Origin of the sequence: Microcella sp. (genome assembly GCF_046293215.1) — a bacterium.
Taxonomy (GTDB): Bacteria; Actinomycetota; Actinomycetes; order Actinomycetales; family Microbacteriaceae; genus Microcella.
In genome coordinates this window covers 39,962-58,330 of sequence record NZ_JBKBPI010000005.1, presented here as the reverse complement: position 1 = coordinate 58,330, position 18,369 = coordinate 39,962, and the positions used below count along the sequence as shown (strand labels likewise).

The window sequence follows — 18,369 nt, the reverse complement described above, 5'->3', positions numbered from 1 at the left end:
AGCGATGTGGTGCTGGTCGTGCGCCAGTATTCAAGGTCGCCCACCTTCCGACGGGCAGTGATGCAGCACTTGGCCTTGCCGTCGAACCCTCTGGAGCTGAGTGTTGCGAGCGCTCGCGAGTTAGCGGCGGCGCCTCCCTCCGCACGCCCGTACGCCGGTTTGAGCGGCGCAGCTCTCGCGCTCAGTTGTGTTTCTTCCAGAACGACTAGTCAGCCCACTGTGAATCTTGTGCTTTCTGAGTTCGATCCCGAGCGTGTTTTTGCGGGAGTGCAAACAGCCTTGAACGTCGCAGAGCAACTGTCGAAGGCCCTAGGAATGGGTCTGCGGATCGTCATCCTGAGCGAGACGGTTGGTCCGCACGACCGGGAGCGGCTTCGCAGTGAACTCCGGCTCCGATTGAGCAAAGACTCTGCCGATCCCAGCCTTGCGGTCAGAGATGATCTCATCGGGCTGGAGTGCCATACGAACGATGTGTGGATCGTTACCCACTGGACGACGGCTCATTCAGCAATAGTCGCGTCGAGAAGCGGATCGTTAAGTTCCTCCCGTGTTGTCTATCTTGTGCAAGATTACGAGCCCAGTTTCGTTCCCGCGTCGACCGAATCAGTTACTTCTCAGTTGACCTACCACGGAGGATTCCACCTCTTGGTTAACTCCACCCCCGTGGCGGAGATCTTGAATCGTCGGGAGGGCATCGAAGTCGACCCTGCCCGCGTGTTCAGCCCGGACCTTGACCTGCGCTCAGGAGAACTCGGCGCGAAGGATCATGGGTCGAGGACACGACAACGAGTGTTCTTTTACGGTCGTCCGTCAAAGCCGAGAAACCTATTCTCATTGGGAGTGGCCGCCTTGCGGGTGGCAGCGGCGTCGTGCGGGCCAGACGTTGATTGGATTTCCGCCGGAGAGTCACACCCCGACGTGCCGCTAGGTAACGGACACACCCTTCGCAGCGCGGGAACGCTGAATTGGGACGATTACTTCGACCTCCTCGCCGGAAGTAGCGTTGCGGTTAGCCTGCAGGCGAGCCCTCACCCCAGTCACCCCCCACTCGAGGCGGCCGCGCGTGGAGTGTTTACCGTCACAAACGAGATCGACGATACGCGGAACGGGCTCCACCCCATGCTGATCGCTGTGCCAGCGGACCCGGAGGCTATCGGCGCAGCGATTCTCGATGGTTTGGAACGTACGGCTGACGGCTCCAGCGGTCAACGCTCCCCGTCCGGGCTCGGAAGACCGCTCACCGAATGCATTCAGGAATTAGCTGACAGTTTGGCATCTGCCTGAGCTACCCCGCCGATTCGAGGTGTTTCTGGTACTTGCTCGTCACATCGGAGGCTGGGCCCACGGCCCGCAATGCACCCTGGTGTAGCCAAGCAACCTGATCGCACATCTCCCGCACCTGAGACAGGCTGTGAGACACCAAGATGACCGTGCGCCCGGACTTGGTGAATTCCTTAAACTTTTCTGACGACTTCTTTCGGAAGGCGCCGTCACCCACGGAAAGCACTTCGTCGACGACCAGGATGTCCGGCTGCACGTGAATGGCTACGGAAAAACCGAGCCTGACATACATGCCTGATGAGTAGTTCTTCACTGGTTGATCGATGAACTTCTCGACACCAGAGAAGTCAACAATCTCGTCGAAGCGCGCGGCGACCTCCTTGCGCGACAGTCCCAAAATGGAGCCGTTTAGGAAGATGTTCTCGCGACCACTCAGTTCAGGGTGGAACCCCGAGCCGACTTCGAGCAGCGACGCTGCGCGCCCGTGCATGGTGATGGCTCCAGTGTCGGGGTGCAAGATGCGGGCGAGACACTTCAGGAGCGTCGACTTGCCTGAGCCGTTCTGGCCGATAAGCCCGAAGGTTGCACCCGCGGGCACGTCAAACGAAACGTTGCGCACTGCCCAGAACTCTTCGGCGACGGTTTTTCGTCGACGCATCACCGCCGACTTGAGGGTCTGATTCCGCTCCTTGAATAGCCGAAATCGCTTCGAGACGTCATCGACGACGACGGCCACTTCACTCACAACAGTTCCGCCAATCGCTTCTCGTTACGGGAAAAGATGAGGTACCCAAGGGTGAAGAAGCTCAGGGCAAAGCCGAGGCAGAACAGAGTGTCCGCAAGATCGGGTAGGCGGTTGTCGTACAGCAGGTTGCGAAATACGGCAATGAACCTCTCCATCGGGTTCAACCGATACAGGAACAGCACCCACTCACCCACCGCCTCGGCCCGGTTCTCAACAAAGCTAATCGGGTAGATGATCGGGGTGAGGAACATCCACATTTGAAGCACGATGCCGACGAAGTGCTGCGTGTCTCGGAAGTGCACGTTCACAATGGCAAGCATCATCGCCATACCAACCGCGAACAGTGCGAGGAGAACCATGAAGAAGAAGATCACGGGGATGAACGGCAAGGGCATCGCGCCGAAGAACATAAGCACCACCGCCAAGACGGTCATCTCGAGCGACCACGTGATGCCAACCGAACACATCACCGCCAGTGGCAGGTGCATTCGAGGGAAATAGACCTTCTTAATCAGCCCCGCGTTGGAAACGACGCTCGACAGCCCACCGTTGACCACGCGCATGAAGTACGACCACGGCAAGAGAGCACACATGAGCCACAATGGGTAGCCCTCGACCCCACTCGGATCACCCGGCGGCGGCTCGAATCGAAGAAGAAAGAGGAAGACGACCGTGTAGACGAGCATGGTCGCCAGAGGGTTGATGAGCGACCAGAGTTGGCCGAGGAAAGTTCGTCGGTACTGGCCCTTCACCTCACGCATCGTGAGGTTGATGAGCAGCTCACGTGTGGTGAGGAGCTCCTTGAAATAGGTCATGCTCTGCTTCCCGCGGATGGTCGGTCGATTTAGTGTAGGGCTCCGCCACCTATGCGCGCGCCGGGTTCGGGCATGCCGAGTAAAGTCGTGCCTCGTGCGCGTGCTCTTCGTCAACCACAGTTCCGCGCCCGATCACCTGGGCGGGTCAGAACGATCGCTGTTCCGCCTGATTGACGAGTGGCTCGAGCGCAACCCCGCACTGGAACCCCAATTTGTCACGAAGGCGCCGAAAGGCCTGGTTGTCGCCGAATTAGAACAGCGCGGCTGGCCTTACCGCATGGTGCCCTTCACGGGGTGGGCAGTTCCCCCGCACGACGCGCATCCTGATCAGGTGGCGTACTTCGCCCAACGCAACAACGCGGCAACACTCGAGATCGCCGAATTGATTGACGACTTTCAGCCGGACCTCGTGGTGACAAACACCGTGGTGGCGCCGTGGGGAGCGTTTGCCGCGGCGATCTGCGGCGTGCCCCATGCGTGGATGGTTCGAGAGTATGGCGACCTCGATCACGGCCTCGTCTACACCCAGGGCCGCGAAGCGACGCTGACCGATATCGGAGTGCTGTCGGTCGCCGTGTTCGCGAATTCGGAAGCCGTACGTGATCACCTCGCCCCGTTCATCCCAACCGAGAAGCTCTCGATCGTCTATCCAGTGGTCGACCGCGATGCTCTGGATCGCGCGAGCACCGAGTTCGCACCCGACATTCCGGCAGCGCCTCCCAGGACCTTGCTCGTGACCGTCGTAGGGCGGCTCGCCCCATCCAAGGGCCAATGGCGCGTGATCGATGCACTCGGCGTGCTCGCCGATCGCGACATTCGGCCGATGGTCATCTTCGTCGGGGCGCTCATGCAGCCCGAATATGACGCCGAGTTAGTGGCACGCGCGAAAGCCCTCGGTGTAGACCGCCAGGTGAGGTTCGTGGGTGAACAGGCGAATCCGTTCCCGTACGTCGCCGCGGCCGACGTGTGCATCACGCCGTCGGGCATGGAGGCGTTCGGCCGCACCACCCTCGAATACCTCACGCTGGGTAAGCCCGTGATCGCAATGAACGCCGGCGGCAGCGCCGAACTCATCGTCGACGACGAGACTGGGTTCCTCGTCGATACCGACGACATCGATGCCCTGGCCGACCGCCTCGCTCACTACAGCGCCCACCGCGACGACATTGCCCGGCACGGTGAGAGGGCCCGCCAGCGAGCGCACGATCTGGTCAGCGGCCCCTACTCCAACCGCGCAGCGATCGAACGGCTCGAGTCGCTAGTCGGTATGACCATCCCCCGCCTGCCGAACGCTGCTCGCGGCTGGCTCAGTGCGCCCATCGCGGTCGGCAAGCGACGCCGCCCCATCGGCGTGACGGTCAAGTATCTCGGCCGGGTGGTCGTGATCCGCGCGCGCAACTTCGCGAAAGATCCAGTCGGATCTGCCCGGCGCAATATCGCAGCACTGAGGACTCGCCATGAGTGAGCCGCATCCGATCACGATCGTCGTTCCCGTTTACGGTGATCTATCCAGCCTGCTTCGGTGCGTGGATTCTCTCATCGCGACCGTGGATACGTCGCGTGATCGCGTCCTCCTCGTCAATGACAGCGGCCCCGAAGCCGACCTTATTGAACGAGAACTGCAGTCTCGCATCTCGGGTCGCGACGGCTTCCGGTACGCGCGAAATGAACACAATCTCGGCTTTGTGGGCACCTGCAATCGCGCAGCGCTCGAACTCGACGACTCAGGCAACGACATTTTGCTCCTGAACAGCGACACCGAACCGCTCGACGGGTGGATTGATGAGCTAAGGGCCGTCTTGCACGATGACGATCGCCACGGAATCGTGTGCGCACGGAGCACGAATGCCACGATTGCGAGTCTGCCGTTTCGACTGAGGGATCCGGGCGGCGAACGCACTCGCAAACGAAGCGAGGAGGTCTCGATTGCGTTGCGAGAGCACCTCCCCCGCTATTCGTACCCGCCCGTCGCGATGGGTTTCTGCTTCCTCGTACGACGGGCACTCATCGACCGCTTCGGACTCTTCGATGAAATCTTCGCTCCCGGTTATGGGGAAGAGAATGACTTCTGCCTGCGCATGGCGGACGAAGGATTCCGGTCGGTCATGGCCCACCGCGCTCTGGTCGTGCACGAGGGTGCGCGAAGCTTCCTGTCGGCGCGTCGGGCACGCCTGCGTCATGAGCACGAGCGCATCTTGACGAAGCGCCATCCCGACTACAGCGCTCGGGTACGGCGATACCTGTGGTGCGACATCGACGCTGCCGATGCCTTCTCCGATGTGCTGGTGGGCGAGCCAATGCGGCCAGCCACGCTATTCGTGGTTGATGACACGCAGCAACTCGACCACATCGCGCTCGAGTCGGCCGCCGTGTGGTCTGACGTCACACTGCTGGCGCCCGCAGGACTGCGGAAAGACCTTGTGCGCCGGGCTCTTGCCGCGGGGGTCTTGGCCTTCGGGGAGGAAGAGGGGCGCGTCTGGGATCTGGCGGTGACCGCGCCTGCAGCCGGCCGCGAGTCGCGGCTTCGCGCGCAACACGCCGCGCCACGGGTTCGCACGTGCACGGCTGGCACCGAACTTTCGCCGAGCGCTGTTGCGCCGGTTGACATCGGGGCGCTGCAGCGTTCGTGGGTGCTGGCCGCCGATGACATGCGTGCAAATGGTGTTCCGTCGCCGCTTACGCCGTTTCTTCGGCAGCGCGTACGCGGCTGGGCGGAGCGGCGGGCGCCGCGACTTTTACGGTTGCGTCAGCTGCTAATGAGTCGCATCAGGTAGTCGCCGTATCCGCTCTTTTGGAGCGGCTGCGCCAACTGCCGCAGCTGTTCCGCCGTGATCCAGCCGGCGCGCCAGGCGATCTCTTCGATGCAGCCGATCTTCAGACCTTGCCGGTGCTCGATGACACGCACATACTCTGAGGCCTCCATCATCGAGTCGATAGTGCCCGTGTCGAGCCAGGCCGTGCCACGATCGAGTGGTCGTACCTGTAGCGCACCCGCCCGCAAGTAGTGCTCGTTGATCGATGAGATTTCCAGTTCTCCGCGCTCACTCGGAGTGATTCTCCTCGCGACGTCGACGACAGAGTTGTCGTAAAAGTAGAGACCGGGAACCGCGTACGAACTCTTTGGGGTGGCAGGCTTTTCTTCGATGGACAGCGCCCGCATCTCGTCGTCGAACTCGACGACGCCGTAGGCGGTGGGGTCGGCGACCTGGTACGCGAAGATCAGCCCACCATTGATGCCGTCGAGCGCCCGGAGGGAAGACCCCAACCCGGTGCCGTGGAAAATGTTGTCGCCAAGGACAAGCGCGATATTGTCCGATCCGATGAAGTTTTCGCCGATGATGAACGCCTGAGCCAGTCCGTCTGGACTCGGCTGGACGGCGTACTCGATCGACATGCCTAGGTGTGATCCATCACCGAAGAGGGCCCGGAACTGTTCGTTGTGTTCGGGGGTCGTGATGATCAATACATCACGAATGTCGGCCATCATGAGCGTCGACAAGGGGTAGTAGATCATCGGCTTGTCGTAAATGGGCATCAGCTGTTTCGAAATACCCTTGGTGATCGGCCACAAACGTGTTCCGGAACCACCAGCCAAGATAATTCCTCGCATAGAAACCTCCTCTAGTTTACTTGCGACCCTTGCAAGGGGAAATCAGTAGGTCTTGTGCCTCCAGCTTCTCGACGGGAAGAAAGCTTGGCCACGGAAGGGACCGGCCGCGCCGCCCACCTCCTCGTCGTCATTGGTCACTCATTCGAGTCACGTTGCGTTGGACGCGACCCCGGTAGTTCACTGCCCAAGCACGAGACTGAGCCAACGCCGCGTCTCGGACTCGTCAGTCACAAGCCTTCCGTCAAGCGCTTCGTCGACACGCTGAATCGCTGGACTGCCAATACGCAAAATAGCTCTAGCCCAATCGGCCTCATTATTGTCAACAACCTGAACTACATCGTCGTATTTTCCAGACCATGCCGCATACGGGCCGACGTTGCTCGCTACAATTGGGATACCTAGGGCTAGTGACTCAAGGACCTTGATATCACTCTTGCTGCGGTTAAAGACCGACGATTCCAATGGTGCAATCGCACCGTTCCAACCGCGCTCGACCTTCATCTGAGCCATCCAACGAGCGAACAGTTCGTAGCGATGGAACTCTTCCGGCACAATCAGCCTGTTGAACCAGGTGCCATCGGCATCAGCAACTCCAACCACATCCAACTCGATCTTGGTTTCAGGCGCGGAGCGGCGCGCCCACTCAAGGGAATCCCGAAACATCTCAAGGTCTGGTAGGTGGGAGCGGGTACCCCAATACACGAGACGAGTCGCCTGGCCCGTCGGCTGCGCCGCAGGAGTTCCCGTAGAAGCCCGCCACGCGTGATGATCGACTAAGTTTGGCACCACGCTTGCGGCAATGCCGTACCGACCCAGTCGAGCTGCAAGAGCCTCAGTGCTGACAACCACTGCATCGGCGACGCGTGCAATCTTCAACAAGGGATGGCGAACGGCCTGATCCCGTAGTTCTCTGCTGTCGGCTTCACTTGGCAGAAGGTCATCATCGAGTTCGAAAACAAGCCGCGTATTGCTTTTTTGGACTCGATCCAAAAATGCGTCGGTCAATGCGGGATCAAGAGCATCACGCTGCACCAGGATGCAATCAAGTTCTGAATTTTCAGATCCGGACACGTAGTCGGCGGGAACGATTTCCTTGAATTGACAGGTGCCAGCATCGACACGTGCCATCCGCGACGACAATCGGACGTACCTGGCACCTCGCCCGGCCGACGGCACATATCCGACGACGGGTGCCCGGTGTGGAATGTGCACCGCCTCGTACATAAGACGATAGCCCTCGGCCATCGTCTTGGCACTGCGACGGAAGGATGGCTTCGGCACTGGCCGGTCCAGTGGAGAGCGGCGCAGCGGCTTACGAGCCTCCTCGATCAGGAACCGCACCAACTCATCCGGCTTTGCGTGATCAAAGTACCGGCCCCCGCCGTGCATACGAATTCGATCCGCAATCGCTCCGAGGTCAGTAGCGAGCACCGGCACTCCCAGCGACCATGCCTCGGTCAATGTATGTGAATAGGTTTCGGGCCAGATCGAGAAAAGGCCCACGTAGTCCGGGTCAATGGCTCGGACGAGCTCTCCGAACATTTCCCGCTTGTATGGGCCGTGCTGAACAGCCCGATCGTCGATTAAGTCGGACCGCCCACCCAGAATGTGCCATTCAACGAGAGGATGTGTCTCGGCGATCAAGGCGTTGACAAGTCCCACTCCCTTGTGCGGGGCCCAGTTCGCCGGACACACTACTCGAATAGGGCCGTCGCCCCGCGATTCTGCCGGGCGTCGCGCAGTCCCACCGGGACTTGCAATGTCCCTTCCATGCTCGATCTTTACGACTTTGCTCGTATAGCTCGGGTAGTTTCGGGCATAAACACCCTCAGCCGAATCAGTAGTGACGACCACCTTGGCCGCTATATCAAGAACTTCGGATGCCCTCTCCCTCCACACATTGATCCATTGGTGCTTGAGGTTCACCGCACCCGCCACAAAAGCATTAGGGAGAAAGCATCTCGTCGACCCCGGTGTGCAGACGCCGCCACAATACTGCAGATCGCCGTCTAGAAGATTGACGGTGGGGCAGATATAATAAAAATCGTGTGTAGATAATATTACCGGCACCCCAAGTCGCTTGCAAACGATCGGCAAGGTTGTTAGAGGTTGATTAATCAGATGTCGGATGTGAACAAGTTCGATTCCATATTGCCAAATCACCCTAAAGACAAATTCAGCATAATCTGAACGCCACGCATCCTGAATAGCAAAAATTGGGTCTGGCGCCCAAGTCAGTAACCTTCGCATCCCGGACGAATCAAACTGGTAAAGCGCGACTTCACTCTCTTTGGCCAGCAGGACGTAGCTGTCTTGCCTCGCGGCGAGCTGCGTCATCAGATCTCGATTTGTCTCCGGAGTTCCGCCGCCTGCAAAGTGCAAAACGTACATGACGCGGGGTTTCGCGAGGCGCTGCCGGCTCTGGTCCAATAGCTCAGCCGCCCTGTCGCGCAAATCACTCATCATCGATGAATTCATCCAACTCCGAACAGATTCCGAGTACCCAGGGTGAAGCTCGTTGACCGTCGCTCGCGCACTTGCAATTAACTCTGCGCGCCCCTCGCCAAAACTGGCCCCTTGGGCATGATGAACCATCACCCTCGTCGCCAACCTGCATTCCCACCCCGCATGAATAGCGCGCATAGACCAGTCGTTTTCTTCGCCATATCCACGAGGAAAACTCACCTCATCGAAAAGACCAACTTCTTCTATGGCCTCCCTGCGCAAGTACATGCAGAAGCCATGTGCGGTCGGAATTCGACCCCAGAAAGGAAGGGGGCTATGAAGGAATTCTCGAGCGACTCGATCCCAGTCACTAGGATCGCCCCAATCATTGAAGACCCCCTTCTCGGGGATGGACATCGCACCCGCATTGTCTGAGATCGCCGATACCGCCGCTACTTTTTCACCGGAATACGCAACGGCACGCAAGTCTCCCAGCCATCTGGGCCCAACTACCGTATCGGAGTTCAGCAAGACGACATCGCTGTGAACATCAATCCCTAAACCCTGATTCACGTTTTTTGTATAGCCGACGTTGTGCTCGTTATGAATCACGTGCACTCTTCCTTGTGCAGCCAACTCATCGAGAACTTTGATTGTGAGAGAATCCGTGGAACAGTCATCCAATACGTAAATCTTCACCGATGGATCCGTGTGACGTATGACTGATCGAATACATTTTTCTACGACCGTTCCGCCATTAAATACTGGAATCACCACGACGGTTGGTCGAGCGCTCTCGAGTCGCCTGATTGTCGCCGCATAATCGATATTTTCAGTCAACGATCGACGCCTTTTGCGATTCGCATTCTTGTTTTTATTGAGCGCAGTTGTGGCTTTATCTTGCGGTAGGTTTTCTCAAATGGAGAAACGGCGCGTAGAGTGAACTTGACGATTCTTCTATTGGCGATCGCTTCCGCTTCAGTCCGAGGCTGGGTTTGAAGTCGACTCTTCATGAGTTCAGTTATTTGAGAAGCGCGTCGACGCGCGACGGCGTCGTACGCCTTCACAAGAGCGACGAGCTCTTCTCGGGAAAGTTGATCGAGCGGAGTACCATCGCCCGAACGGCCTGCTTCGATTGTCATCACTACTTCCAGTCACTTGCGCCAGGGGACCGAGCACCTCCGACGAGGCTAACATCGCCGTAGCGCTCGAGGTCCCGGTGGTGGAGTCAGCAACTGTATTACCGGGACTCTGTATCGGCATTCACCCGCGCCTAATCCGCCTGATCCTGCGCAGGGGCGCTGTCAGTCGCCAGCTGACGGTGCGCCGCATCGCCTCAAGTTCATCGGACAAGATCACACTCCCCGCGTGAGCTAGCTGCAACTGTTTCTGGAGTTCCTCACGTTCCCGGACGATCGTGACAAGCTGTTGATCTTTGAGTGCGAGTTTCTCTTGCTCATGCTTGAGCTGGGCGAGAGTGTCCTGCCATCGCCTTTTCATGTGGCGGCTCTTTCGCTCAGCGACCACCAACGCGTCATGCTCGCGCGCCGCGGTTCGTGTCGCACTGGCCCAGTCGCTTGACAGCCGAGATGCGAGTTCTTGTAGTCTTATGTGCTGCGTAACCTGGTTTTCATCTAGTTCGTGTTTCGAATTCCGCGTTTCCGTCACTGCTTCGGCAATGGAATTTAAGTGCCAAGTCAGCCGGTAGTCCTTGCGAGCAGTGTTCACGTAATTGGCCGCAAACTCCCGAGCCGGGCGAAAACCGTTGATCAATTGATCGCGGATTTCACTTGGATCCATCTTCGCAAATCCACGGCCAGAGAAATTTCTTTTTGACGCCTGCCTGACGTTATCCTCTCCAAGCCAGCCCGGCCCGCCAAAATGGTCATAGCAGTACACAGGCTTTGCGCGAAGCATGGCATACTGGACGGACTTGCCTATCGTGATTACCGCATCAAATTTATCCAACAGTTCAGCTGTAACGCGCTCACTAATGGAGTCTTTCGATCCCTGCCGCCCGACTCGGGTAATTCGAACATCATCGGGAAGCATGGAAATGGCCTCGTTTAGCTCCGCAGGTGGGTGGTTGGAAATGAGGCAAATATCCCACGTTGCGCCCGGTTCCTTTTCTGACAGAGGAGCATGAAATTGCTCTGGGGCCGGGTTGGGAAAAACGCCAACGATTTTTTCGTCGATCCCTCCTAAGCTTCCCTTCTCACGCATCTTCGTAAAGGCAACAGACGTAGTAAATTGCACCGAGCGCGCGAGCGCGATTTCGATCGAATCGAGGAGAGGGTATTCAAGAGGGTGTATCGCCGATAGATGTGCGAATACCACGGGCGGCGTGGGGTCAAGCTCAAATATCGCAGGGGGAATAACGTGATGCTGGATCCACACCAGGTATATATCTGCTGCTTTAATCAACTCGTCAAGTTCAGGACTTGACCATTCGAAAACACGAATTCGAGGCTTGTCGACTATTTCGCGCATCAATGGTGGGCCCGAGACCCTAGTTGCTACAAGTACTGTCGCGCCAAGAGATTCGAAGTGTTCAGCAATTTCCAAGGCGACTATTTCTGAGCCAGCAAAGCGTTCGAAGTAGGCCTGACCGACGATGACCGTTTTCCCTGCGAGTGAAAATGGCGCGTCCTGTTCGCTTTCAATGTTGCCCTGCCGCTCCACCTTGCGCCTCCACTCCGAGTCGTGCGCGCAGTTCTCCCGCGTTGGCTCCGCGAATGTCTGGCCGTTGCGCATCTCAGAGACTATGGTCAGGCGGTCTAAGAACTCCAGTCTGAAGCGGCCTTCTTCACCCGACGCATAGGCTTGTGCGTATGAAATTCCTCGTCACCGGCGGAGCCGGCTTCATCGGCTCGAACTTCGTGCACCACGTCATCGAGCACACCGATCACCACGTGACCGTGCTCGACAAGCTCACGTATGCCGGCAACCTCTCCTCGCTCGACGGCCTGCCCGACGACCGATTCACGTTTGTGAAGGGCGACATCTGCGACGCGGCGCTTGTTGATGAGCTGGTCGCCGGCGCCGACGCGGTCGTGCACTACGCCGCCGAGAGCCACAACGACAATTCGCTCGACGACCCGCGCCCCTTCCTCGACACGAACATCATCGGCACCTACACACTGCTGGAGTCGGTCCGCCGCCACGACAAGCGGTTCCACCACATCTCGACCGACGAGGTCTACGGCGACCTCGAACTCGACGACCCGAACCGCTTCACCGAAGCCACCCCGTACAACCCGTCGAGCCCCTACTCGTCGACAAAGGCGGGCAGCGATCTCTTGGTGCGCGCCTGGGTGCGATCGTTCGGCGTTCAGGCGACGATCTCGAACTGCTCGAACAACTACGGCCCGTATCAACACGTCGAGAAGTTCATCCCACGTCAGATCACCAACGTGCTGCGCGGCGAGCGCCCCAAGCTCTACGGGGCGGGGCTCAACGTGCGCGACTGGATCCACGCCGACGACCACTCCTCCGCCGTGCTCACGATTCTCGAGAAGGGCGTCATCGGCGAGACGTACCTCATCGGCGCCGACGGCGAGAAGAACAACAAGGAGGTCGTCGAGCTGATTCTCACGCAGCTCGGCCAGCCCGCCGACGCCTACGACCACGTCACCGACCGCCCCGGGCACGACCTGCGCTACGCGATCGACTCGAGCAAGCTGCGCGACGAGCTCGGCTGGCAGCCCCGCTACACCGACTTCACCACCGGGCTCGCCGCAACCATCGACTGGTACCGCGACAACGAGGCCTGGTGGGGCCCGCAAAAAGTCGCGACCGAGGCGCGCTACGCGGCGCAGGGCCAGTGATGCGCATCCTAATTACCGGCGCGGGCGGGATGCTCGGCCGCGACCTGCAGATCGCGCTCGCTGACCGCCCGGTCACCGCCGCGACCCGCTCCGAGCTCGACATCACCGACGCTGAAGCCGCCGCCGACGCCGTCGCGGGCCACGACGTCGTCGTGAACTGCGCCGCGTACACGGCGGTGGACGCCGCCGAAAGCGACGAGGAAGCGGCGCACCTCATCAATGCGTCGGGCGCCGAGAACCTGGCGCGCGCGTCCGCCCGCCACGGCGCGCGCCTGATTCAACTGTCGACCGACTACGTCTTCGCCGGCGACGCGACGACCCCCTACGCCGAAGACGCGCCGCTCGCGCCGGTGTCGGCGTACGGCCGAACGAAGGCCGACGGCGAGCGCCTTACCCGCGCCGCTCACCCCGACGGCACGATCATCGTGCGCACGGCCTGGCTCTACGGCGAGCACGGGCCGAACTTCGCCGCCACCATGCTGAAGCTTGCCGCTGACCGCGAGACGCTGACCGTCGTCGATGACCAGCGCGGGCAGCCCACGTGGACAGCCGACCTCGCCGCGCAGCTCGTCAGATTAATTGACTCTCCCGTCACGTCTGGGGTGTTTCACGGCACGGCGTCGGGCGAGACGACGTGGTTCGGTTTCGCGCGGGCGGTGTTCGAGGAAGCCGGGCTCGAACCGGCGCGTGTTCAACCGACCGATTCGGCAAGCTTCGTGAGGCCCGCGCCACGTCCTGCGTACTCCGTGCTGGCCCACTCGGCATGGGCAGAGAACGAACTCGCGCCACCGCGCGACTGGCGTGCCGCACTCCACGACGCCTGGCGGTGTGGCGCCTTCTCGTCAGTCGCGAGCTGAGGCGGCCCACCGCTTCGACAGCGATCGCGTGAACGCACGCGCCGCGTCGTGCGACGGCAGAAGGCCGTCTCGCTCTGCCTCCCGGAGCGTTGGCGCGTCGGTGTCCTTCGGCGAGAGCAGAATTTCGCCGATGTCGGTCGGGAAAGTGAGCCCGATCGTCGAATCGATGGGGGTAATGCCGTGCTCGCGCGTCGGAGAGTAGGTCTCAGACACCAGATACGTCACGGTGGTGTTGTCCTCTAACGCAACGAATGCGTGCCCGAGACCCTCAGAGATGTAGAGCGCCCGACGATCGACGGTATCAAGGCGAACCGCCTCCCACTCACCAAACGTGGGCGAACCGACCCGGATATCGACCACGTAGTCGATGATCGCGCCGGAGAGAACCTGCACGTACTTCGCCTGGCTCGGCGGAACGTCAGCGAAGTGGATGCCGCGGACGACGCCCTTCCTGGAGACGGAGCCGTTGCCCTGCTTGAGATTGATCGGGTGGCCGACCGCCTCGGCGAGCGCGTCGAACCGGTACCACTCCCAAAAGACTCCGCGGTCGTCGGGGAATTGACGAGGAGTGACCTCAAACGCGCCGGCAATCGAAAGCTCGCGAATGTTCATGTTCACAAGCCTACGGTGGGTGTGGTCAGCGCTGGCTATTCTTGTGCGGTGACCCCGAGCATCCTTGTCGCCGCATGATCGCGCTGCGCGTCGTCCTCGACGGTGTCAGCGCCGAACCGGCAACCGGGGTCGGTCTGCACGCTCTCGAACTCACCCGCGGCCTCATCGAGACTGCGCCGCGCGGGTGCGAGGTGCGCGGCTTCACGCCGTCGCTGCCCGACAGCGAGTACGGCCTGATCGCCGAGCGGCTGCCCGGCCTCAGCAGCCTCGACAAAAGCGCCCTCGACCGGCGTCAGCTCGCGGCAGCCTGGCAGCACGGGTTCAGCCGCCTGCCCGGGTCGGGGCCGATGCATGCGCCGAGTCTGTTGGCTCCGCTCTACCGGCACGATCGGCTTGACGACCCCAACGAACAGATCATCGTCACGATTCACGACACCGCGGCCTGGTCTCACCCGGAAGTGCTCACCAGTCGCGGGGTCGCCTGGCACCGCTCCATGGTGCGCCGCGCCCACAAGTACGCCGACGCAGTGGTCGTGCCGAGCCACTCAGTTGCCGACGAGCTCGCCGACATTCTGAGCTTCGGCGATCGCATCCGCGTCATCCCCGGCGCCGTGGGTCGCGCCTTCCAGGTACCCGACGACGCTGATGCCGTCGCGCGGCGCCTCAACCTGCCGTCGACGTTCATCGCGCTGACGGGAACCCTCGACCGCCGCAGTGGGCTGGGTTCGATCATTGACGCACTCAGCCTCCCCGACGCCCCCGACCTGCCGCTCGTCGTCTTCACCGATTCCGCGTCAGCTGGAGCACTGGATGCGGCGATCGCTGGCTCCCCCGCCCGACGCAATCGCCTCCTCGTTCTCGACGGCCTCGAGGCACATGAGCGCGCCGTCGTGCTCGAGCGCGCCCTCATCGCCATCGCTCCGCTGCTCGCCGACAGCTTCGTGACCGCCGCACTGGAGGCGATGACACTCGCGACACCCCTCGTGCACACTGACCAGCCCGCCCTGCGCGAAACCGTGGGCGATGCCGGTCTGCTGGTCGAGTCGAACACCATTGCCGACCTCGCCGAAGGGTTGGCGGCGCGCCTCAGCGAACTCGCCTCCGACAGCGAAGCGATGACGGTGCTCGGTCTCGCCGGGCAAGACCGCGCCCGGGCGTTCACCTGGCGCGATGCGGCCGAGAAGACCTGGCAGCTGCACGCCGACCTGTAGGGCGCGCTCCGGGCATCCCCGTCGTCAGTCGGGCGGAGGAGCCAGCGTGGCCGCAATCAGCTCGCGAATCGCCGGGTAGTCGGGGTTGACGTTGTCGACGGCCGGGGGCACGAGCTCAATGTCGGTGATCGGCACCTCGCGCGACTTCGCAGCGAGGTCGGCGAGCGTGCCGAGCATCGAGCGCGGGATGTCGGTGCTCACCGTATCTTCGCTCGCATCGGCGATCGCCTCGAAGCGCGTGAACACTGTGAACGGGTCGAACTGCTGCAGCATCGCCTCTTGAATCTGGCGCTGGTGAGCCATGCGGTCAAAGTCGGTGAGGTTGTACCGGTTGCGGGCGTACCAGAGCGCTGTGAAGCCGTTCATGCGCTGCTCGCCCGCCGCGATCTCTCCCACGACCGGGCCACCGTTGATTCCGAGGGTCATCGGCTCGGCGTCAACGACGACTCCCCCCATTGCGTCGATGATCGACTCGAAGCCGTTCAGGTCGATCAGCACGACGAACTGCACCTCGAGGCCGGTGACGCCCTCGACGGCATCGCGCGTCGCTTCGATCCCGGGGGTCGACCCGTTGAGGCGGGCCTGCGGGTACAACTCGGGGCGCTCCTCGGCATAGGGGTAGAGGTAACTGATCAGACAGTTGTCGCCACAGTTGAAGCCATTGGGCCAGTCATCCCACAGAGGCGAGTCATCGGCGAACGGTGCGTTGTAGAGATTGCGAGGGATGCCGATCATCGTGACTTCGCCCGTGTCGGCGTCGACGCTGGCGAGCGTTATCGAGTCGGGACGCAGGCCGAGGCGGTCGGGTCCGGCATCACCGCCGAGCAACAGCACCGTGTAGCGACCGTCGATCGGCTGCACGAAACCGCCGCCGGCAAAGACCGAGCCGAGGGTGTCACGCCCTACCCCAGTGAGATAGGCGGCGTAGCTCGTGCCCCCCACGCTGATGGCGAGCGTAAGCGCGGTGAACACGAGCAGTCCGCCTCGCGTACGCGCTGGGGTCTTCACGAGCCGAACCAACACGAGCGCGTTCAGGGTTGTGACCAACCACAGACCGGCAAAAAACAGCAGGGCGATCTGCAACAGCCACAGCACCCACACGTTCGTGATCAGAGTAAGAGCGGCGGCACGATTGATAAAGTACAACGCCGCTGCCGCCGCCATCGACGCCCAGAGGACGAGTGTCGCACCGAGGGCGAAGCGACCCCATCGGCGATTGCCCGCCAGCAACTGCGCCGAGCCGGGTAGCAACACGTTCAGCCCGACCAGCCACCAGCCGCGACGAGCCATCAGTTCCGGCTGCCGGGTATCCGGGTGCCGAATGGGCGACGTGAGACTCACCGCTCGCGCTTCGCGGCCGTCGCCTTCACAGCCGCGTTCTTGGTGGCGACCATGTCTTCGAGAGAGCGAGCGAACGCATCCAATTTGGCTGCAATATCCGGGTCGCTCGCGCCGATCATGCGCGCGGCGAGGAGCCCTGCATTGCGTGCGCCGCCGATCGACACGGTCGCGACGGGGATGCCCGCGGGCATCTGCACAATGCTGAGCAGCGAGTCCATGCCATCGAGGTACTTCAGTGGCACCGGGACTCCGATAACCGGGAGCGTCGTGACCGAGGCGATCATGCCGGGCAGGTGAGCTGCGCCCCCGGCGCCGGCGATGATTGCGCGGACACCACGGCCGGCGGCCTCGCGACCATAGGCGATCATGCGGTCGGGCGTGCGGTGGGCGCTGAGTACCTCGACCTCGCACGCGATGCCAAACTCGTCGAGGGCCGCGACGGCGTCACCCATCACCGACCAGTCGGAGTCGGAACCCATGACGACGGAGACGAGAGGGGCGGTCACGGCGCCCAGGCTACCCGTCACGCGTCGAAGTGAGCGGCTGCGGCACGCGCGCGGTACACGACATCGTCGAGATCATCACCGATCGCGGTAACGTGGCCGGCTTTGCGGCCCGGGCGCGGCGACTTGCCGTAGGTGTGCACCTTGGCGGCCGGCTGGTGGCCGAGCGCCTGCGCAATCTGGTCGTCGGTGAGCCCACCAAAAACGTTGATCATGACGGCGTGCGGAGCCACGAGCTCAGTGTCGCCGAGCGGCCAGTCGAGCACCGCACGCAGGTGCTGCTCGAACTGGCTCGTCACGGCGGCGTCGATCGAGAAGTGGCCGCTGTTGTGAGGCCGCATCGCGAGCTCGTTCACGAGCACGTGGCCGTCCATCGTCTCGAACAGCTCGACGGCGAGAACGCCGGTCACACCCAGCCCGTGGGCAACGGTCGCGGCGATCTCGGCGGCGCTTCGCTCGACAGCATCGGATGCGCGGGGCGCGGGAGCGAGCACCTCGGCGCACACGCCCCCCTTCTGCACCGTCTCGACAAGAGGCCACGCACGGAGGTCACCCGAAGGACGACGAGCAACCAGCTGTGCCAGCTCGCGGCGGAAGTCGACGAGCTGCTCAGCAAGCACCGGGCCAGCTGCGAGCCAGTCGTCGGCCGCATGAGCGCTGTCGACGACGCGCACGCCCTTGCCGTCGTACCCACCACGCGGGGTCTTCACGACCGCACGGCCGCCGTTGTCGGCCAAGAACTGGGCGAGCTCATCGCCTGTCGTGATGCGCGCCCACGTCGGCACGGGAACTCCCAGCGCGGTGAGCCGCTCCCGCATGTGCAGCTTGTCTTGCGCCGCGGCGAGCGCATCGGGACCCGGTTGCACGCTCACGCCTTCCGCGACGAGCGCGCGCAGCACGTCCTGCGGCACGTGCTCGTGGTCGAAGGTGATGACGTCGCAGCCGGCGGCGAACGCACGCACCGTATCGACATCGCGGTAGTCACCAACCTGGGTTGCCGCTATGCGGGCCGATGAGTCTTCGTGTTCAGCCAACACGCGAATCTCGATGCCGAGCGCCACGGCGGGTGGCACCATCATGCGAGCGAGCTGGCCACCTCCGACCACTCCAACGACGGGCATG

General features: G+C 61.7%; 16 protein-coding genes. 6 read left to right on the top strand and 10 right to left on the bottom strand.

What is annotated here, in order from left to right; genetic code table 11:
- Nucleotides 1–219 precede the first annotated feature (219 nt).
- Entirely contained in the window at nt 220–1,284 is a 1,065-nt protein-coding gene (locus tag ACK4SC_RS06175; protein ID WP_409616060.1) for a hypothetical protein, read from the top strand.
- A 1-nt stretch (nt 1,285) separates the two neighbouring features.
- On the opposite strand, the gene ACK4SC_RS06170 is transcribed toward ACK4SC_RS06175, so the two are convergent.
- Both ACK4SC_RS06170 and ACK4SC_RS06165 read right to left on the bottom strand, forming a co-directional pair.
- Entirely contained in the window at nt 1,286–2,017 is a 732-nt protein-coding gene (locus ACK4SC_RS06170) for an ABC transporter ATP-binding protein (RefSeq protein ID WP_409616059.1), read from the bottom strand.
- A 5-nt stretch (nt 2,018–2,022) separates the two neighbouring features.
- A complete protein-coding gene (locus tag ACK4SC_RS06165) occupies nt 2,023–2,841 on the bottom strand; it encodes an ABC transporter permease (protein WP_409616055.1) in 819 nt (272 codons plus the stop codon).
- 94 nt (nt 2,842–2,935) lie between these two features.
- Between ACK4SC_RS06165 and ACK4SC_RS06160 the strand changes: the two genes are divergently transcribed.
- Nucleotides 2,936–4,306 (top strand): glycosyltransferase family 4 protein, encoded by a 1,371-nt coding sequence (locus tag ACK4SC_RS06160; RefSeq protein WP_409616052.1) that lies wholly within the window; start codon nt 2,936–2,938, stop codon nt 4,304–4,306.
- Entirely contained in the window at nt 4,299–5,615 is a 1,317-nt protein-coding gene (locus ACK4SC_RS06155) for a glycosyltransferase family 2 protein (protein WP_409616049.1), read from the top strand. Before ACK4SC_RS06160 ends, ACK4SC_RS06155 begins: the two co-directional genes overlap by 8 nt.
- On the opposite strand, the gene rfbA is transcribed toward ACK4SC_RS06155, so the two are convergent.
- The 4 genes from rfbA to ACK4SC_RS06135 form a co-directional block, all read right to left on the bottom strand.
- On the bottom strand, nt 5,588–6,451 hold the full coding sequence (rfbA, locus tag ACK4SC_RS06150) for a glucose-1-phosphate thymidylyltransferase RfbA (protein ID WP_409616047.1): 864 nt from the start codon (nt 6,449–6,451) through the stop codon (nt 5,588–5,590). The two genes, ACK4SC_RS06155 and rfbA, sit on opposite strands and share 28 nt — an antisense overlap.
- Before the next feature lie 177 nt (nt 6,452–6,628).
- Complete coding sequence (locus ACK4SC_RS06145) at nt 6,629–9,670, bottom strand: glycosyltransferase (protein ID WP_409616334.1); 3,042 nt, start codon at nt 9,668–9,670, stop codon at nt 6,629–6,631.
- Between the two features lie 62 nt (nt 9,671–9,732).
- The gene (locus ACK4SC_RS06140; protein WP_409616044.1) at nt 9,733–10,041 is read right to left on the bottom strand and encodes a hypothetical protein; all 309 of its coding nucleotides are present in this window, start codon (nt 10,039–10,041) and stop codon (nt 9,733–9,735) included.
- A 118-nt stretch (nt 10,042–10,159) separates the two neighbouring features.
- Nucleotides 10,160–11,650 (bottom strand): hypothetical protein, encoded by a 1,491-nt coding sequence (locus tag ACK4SC_RS06135; RefSeq protein WP_409616041.1) that lies wholly within the window; start codon nt 11,648–11,650, stop codon nt 10,160–10,162.
- A 77-nt stretch (nt 11,651–11,727) separates the two neighbouring features.
- Here ACK4SC_RS06135 and rfbB point away from each other — a divergent pair, with 77 nt between their 5' ends.
- Together rfbB and rfbD are read left to right on the top strand one after the other, a co-directional pair.
- Nucleotides 11,728–12,723 carry a dTDP-glucose 4,6-dehydratase gene (rfbB, locus tag ACK4SC_RS06130; RefSeq protein WP_409616038.1) on the top strand — a complete coding sequence of 332 codons (996 nt, stop codon included), beginning with the start codon at nt 11,728–11,730 and terminating at the stop codon, nt 12,721–12,723.
- Complete coding sequence (gene rfbD / locus ACK4SC_RS06125) at nt 12,720–13,580, top strand: dTDP-4-dehydrorhamnose reductase (RefSeq protein WP_409616035.1); 861 nt, start codon at nt 12,720–12,722, stop codon at nt 13,578–13,580. The genes rfbB and rfbD overlap by 4 nt, the downstream gene beginning before the upstream one ends.
- Here the strand turns inward: rfbD and ACK4SC_RS06120 are convergent.
- On the bottom strand, nt 13,566–14,192 hold the full coding sequence (locus ACK4SC_RS06120) for a dTDP-4-dehydrorhamnose 3,5-epimerase family protein (RefSeq protein ID WP_409616032.1): 627 nt from the start codon (nt 14,190–14,192) through the stop codon (nt 13,566–13,568). The genes rfbD and ACK4SC_RS06120 overlap by 15 nt on opposite strands.
- 74 nt (nt 14,193–14,266) lie before the next feature.
- Here ACK4SC_RS06120 and ACK4SC_RS06115 point away from each other — a divergent pair, with 74 nt between their 5' ends.
- Entirely contained in the window at nt 14,267–15,403 is a 1,137-nt protein-coding gene (locus ACK4SC_RS06115) for a glycosyltransferase (RefSeq protein WP_409616029.1), read from the top strand.
- Nucleotides 15,404–15,427: 24 nt separating this feature from the next.
- On the opposite strand, the gene ACK4SC_RS06110 is transcribed toward ACK4SC_RS06115, so the two are convergent.
- The 3 genes from ACK4SC_RS06110 to ACK4SC_RS06100 are packed head-to-tail and all read right to left on the bottom strand — an operon-like array spanning nt 15,428 to nt 18,368.
- The gene (locus ACK4SC_RS06110; RefSeq protein WP_409616027.1) at nt 15,428–16,693 is read right to left on the bottom strand and encodes an LCP family protein; all 1,266 of its coding nucleotides are present in this window, start codon (nt 16,691–16,693) and stop codon (nt 15,428–15,430) included.
- Nucleotides 16,694–16,740: 47 nt separating this feature from the next.
- Entirely contained in the window at nt 16,741–17,259 is a 519-nt protein-coding gene (gene purE, locus ACK4SC_RS06105) for a 5-(carboxyamino)imidazole ribonucleotide mutase (RefSeq protein ID WP_409616331.1), read from the bottom strand.
- An 8-nt stretch (nt 17,260–17,267) separates the two neighbouring features.
- Entirely contained in the window at nt 17,268–18,368 is a 1,101-nt protein-coding gene (locus tag ACK4SC_RS06100) for a 5-(carboxyamino)imidazole ribonucleotide synthase (RefSeq protein ID WP_409616024.1), read from the bottom strand.
- Between the last annotated feature and the right edge of the window lies 1 nt (nt 18,369).

Excerpts from the sequence above, each read along its gene's own strand:
- ACK4SC_RS06165 (WP_409616055.1), bottom strand. The coding sequence starts at position 2,841 with ATGACCTATTTCAAGGAGCTCCTCACCACACGTGAGCTGCTCATCAAC.
- ACK4SC_RS06155 (WP_409616049.1), top strand. The coding sequence starts at position 4,299 with ATGAGTGAGCCGCATCCGATCACGATCGTCGTTCCCGTTTACGGTGAT.
- rfbA (WP_409616047.1), bottom strand. The coding sequence starts at position 6,451 with ATGCGAGGAATTATCTTGGCTGGTGGTTCCGGAACACGTTTGTGGCCG.
- ACK4SC_RS06135 (WP_409616041.1), bottom strand. The coding sequence starts at position 11,650 with ATGCGCAACGGCCAGACATTCGCGGAGCCAACGCGGGAGAACTGCGCG.
- rfbB (WP_409616038.1), top strand. The coding sequence starts at position 11,728 with ATGAAATTCCTCGTCACCGGCGGAGCCGGCTTCATCGGCTCGAACTTC.
- ACK4SC_RS06120 (WP_409616032.1), bottom strand. The coding sequence starts at position 14,192 with ATGAACATTCGCGAGCTTTCGATTGCCGGCGCGTTTGAGGTCACTCCT.
- ACK4SC_RS06115 (WP_409616029.1), top strand. The coding sequence starts at position 14,267 with ATGATCGCGCTGCGCGTCGTCCTCGACGGTGTCAGCGCCGAACCGGCA.
- ACK4SC_RS06110 (WP_409616027.1), bottom strand. The coding sequence starts at position 16,693 with ATGGCTCGTCGCGGCTGGTGGCTGGTCGGGCTGAACGTGTTGCTACCC.
- ACK4SC_RS06100 (WP_409616024.1), bottom strand. The coding sequence starts at position 18,368 with ATGCCCGTCGTTGGAGTGGTCGGAGGTGGCCAGCTCGCTCGCATGATG.